This is a genomic window from Dactylosporangium cerinum (genome assembly GCF_042653625.1).
Taxonomy (GTDB): Bacteria; Actinomycetota; Actinomycetes; order Mycobacteriales; family Micromonosporaceae; genus Dactylosporangium; species Dactylosporangium cerinum.
Genome location: NZ_JBHSIU010000107.1, coordinates 1 through 3221, shown reverse-complemented (window position 1 = coordinate 3221; position 3221 = coordinate 1). Strand labels below are relative to the sequence as shown.

Genomic DNA, 3221 nt, shown 5'->3' with positions numbered 1-3221 from the left:
CAACCCAGCACCGTCGAAGATCACCTCCAACAACGGACGATCCAACAACGGATCCAGACACCCACAGACCTCCTCCAGCGCCGCAGCGAACACCGGGAACGTCTCCCACAACTCCCGGCCCATCCCAACCCGCTGCGAACCCTGACCCGAAAACACCACCGCACACTTCGCCGGACCCGAACCAACACCACTCACCGTGTTCGACGCGACCTGACCCTGAGCCAGAGCACCCAACCCGTCCAGGAACCCCTCCCGGTCCCCAGCCACGACAACGGCCCGATGCTCGAACACCGCCCGCGACCCCGCCAGCGAGAACCCCACATCGCTCAACCCAGGGTCGGCACCGTCGAGCAGGAGAGCCCGCAACCGCTCAGCCTGACCAGCCAACGCCGCAGCACTACGACCCGACAACACCCACGGCACCACCGGCAACGACACAGACCCCTGCTCGCCTGCCACAGCGGCTTCGGGGGCCTGCTCCAGAATCACGTGAGCGTTGGTGCCACTGATCCCGAACGACGACACACCAGCCCGCCGCGGCACCCCGAACTCCGGCCACGACCGGGACTCCGTCAACAACTCCACCGCGCCGGAGGACCAGTCGACGTGCGGGGTCGGCTCATCAACATGCAACGTCTGCGGCAGGACGCCGGCCTGCATCGCCATGACCATCTTGATCACGCCAGCCACCCCGGCCGCGGCCTGGGTATGACCGATGTTCGACTTCAACGACCCCAGATACAACGGCTCCCGGCCCGCCCGCTCCTGCCCGTACACCTCCAGCAGCGCCTGCGCCTCAATCGGATCACCCAACACCGTCCCGGTGCCGTGCGCCTCCACCGCGTCCACCTCAGCAGCCGACAGGCGCGCGTTCGCCAACGCCTGCCGGATCACCCGCTGCTGCGACGGACCGTTCGGCGCGGTCAAACCGTTGCTCGCGCCGTCCTGATTCACCGCACTACCCCGGATCACCGCAAGCACCTGATGGCCGTTGCGCCGGGCATCGGACAGTCGCTCCACCAGCAGCAGCCCGACACCCTCGCTCCACCCCGTGCCATCCGCGGCGCCCGCGAAGGACCTGCAGCGGCCGTCGACAGCCAGTCCCCGCTGCCGACTGAACTCCACGAACATCGCTGGTGTCGCCATCACGGTCACGCCACCGGCCAACGCGAGCGAGCTCTCACCCTGCCGCAACGACTGACACGCCAGATGCAACGCCACCAACGACGACGAACACGCCGTGTCCACCGTCACCGCGGGTCCTTCCAACCCGAACGAGTAGGCCAAACGACCCGAGGCCACGCTCGCGGCAGTGCCGGTCCCCATGAACCCTTCCAGGCCCTTGACCGTGTGCCCATGGTTCAACAGCAGCGCGGCGTAGGTCTGGCCGATGCTGCCCACGAACACCCCGGTGTCCGTACCCTTCAGCGAGCCAGGATCGATACCCGCCCGCTCGAACACCTCCCACGCCGTCTCCAGCAGCAGGCGCTGCTGCGGATCCATCGCCAACGCCTCACGCGGACTGATCCGGAAGAACCCGGCGTCAAAGTCCGCGGCGTCGTACAGGAACCCGCCGTCCCGCACATAACTGGTCCCCGACTGATCAGGGTCCGAGTCGTACAAGCTCTCCAGATCCCAGCCCCGGTCAGCCGGCCACTCCGAAATCCCATCGCCGCCCGACGCGACGAGATCCCACAGCCCCTCCGGAGACTGGACGCCTCCCGGCAACCGGCACGCCATCCCCACGATCGCGATCGGCTCACGCGCACTCTCATCAACAGCACGCAACCGCGCGCGGGCTTCATGCAAATCGCCGCTCACACGCTTGAGGTAGCTGCGGAGCTTTTCTTCGTTCGCCATGAGATCTTCCGTTCGAACGTGAAGTGATCTTCCGGGCTGCGGAGCGTTCTGCAGATGGATCGACTCCGGTCTGATGCTGTGCTAGCTCAGTTCGTTGTCGATGAAGTCGAAGATCTCGTCATCGGTGGCCGACTCGAGTTTCTCCGTGACGTTCACGGCGTCCGCATCCGACGTGTTCGACCCTTGGCTGATTTTGGTGAGGAGGGCCTCAAGGCGTGATGCGATGCCTGAAAGATCGGCGGGGTTCGCTGCCGACATGATGGCTTCGAGCCGATCGAGCTCGGCGGACACCGAGACACTCTCAGCCTTCTCGGCGACCTGCTTGGTCAGGTAGGCGGCCAGCGCGGTGGGGTTCGGGTGGTCGAACACCAACGTGGTCGGTAGCCGTAGCCCGGTCACGGCCCCGAGCCGGTTGCGCAGTTCCACGGCGGTCAGTGAGTCGAACCCGGCCTCGGTGAACGCCCGGTCCGGGTCCACCGCAGTGAGGCTGGTGTGGCCCAGCACTGCGGCGATCTCGCCCCGGAGCACGTCCAGGACCACCGCCTGCCGCTCTGCGGCGGGCACCCCAGTCAGCCGGCGGGTCAGCACGGATCCACCGGGAGCCGCGACGGTGTGGACCCGGTGGGCCGCACGCCGCACCAGCGCGCGGAGCAGCGCCGGGACCGGACCGGTCCCGCTCAGAGCTTTGGCATCCAGCAGTGCCGGGACCAGGTTCGCTGGTGCGGACAGTCCGGCCAGCAGCGCGGTGTCGAACAGTTCCAGGCCCTGTTCTGCGCTCAACGCCGTCACGCCCGACCGGCTCATCCGCGCCAGGTCGGCCTCGCTGAGATGACCGGTCATCCCGCTGGGCTGCTGCCACAACCCCCACGCCAACGACACCCCGGGCAGACCCGCCGCCCGACGGGCGTGCGCCAACCCGTCCAGGAACGCATTCGCCGCGGCGTAGTTGCCCTGACCAGCAGACCCGAGCGTCCCCGCGACCGAGGAGAACAACACAAACGCCGACAGGTCCATCCCTTGGGTCAGCTCGTGCAGATGCCACGCCCCGTCAGCCTTCGGCCGCAACACCGCATCGACCCGCTCCGGCGTCAGCGCCGACACCACCCCGTCGTCCAACACCCCAGCCGCATGCACCACCGCCGTCAACGGCCGCTCTCCATCCACCGCCGTCAACAGACCCGCGACCGCATCCCGGTCAGCCACGTCACACGCCACCACCCGCACGTGCGCACCCAGTCCCGCCAGCTCCTCCTGCAGCTGCACCGCGCCAGGGGCGTCCAGACCGCGGCGGCTGGTCAGCACCAGATGCCGCACCCCATGCCGGGCCACCAGATGCCGGGCCACCAACGCCCCGATACCCC

General features: G+C 68.0%; 2 protein-coding genes. Both read right to left on the bottom strand.

Annotation, left to right across the window (positions count from 1 at the left end; all coding sequences use genetic code 11):
• Positions 1–1860 (bottom strand): type I polyketide synthase (locus tag ACFPIJ_RS54115; protein WP_380127398.1); only part of this gene is annotated, 1860 nt, incomplete at its 3' end.
• 81 nt (positions 1861–1941) lie between these two features.
• Positions 1942–3221, bottom strand: a 1280-nt coding sequence (locus ACFPIJ_RS54110; protein WP_380127397.1) for a type I polyketide synthase, incomplete at its 5' end; no start/stop codon positions are given.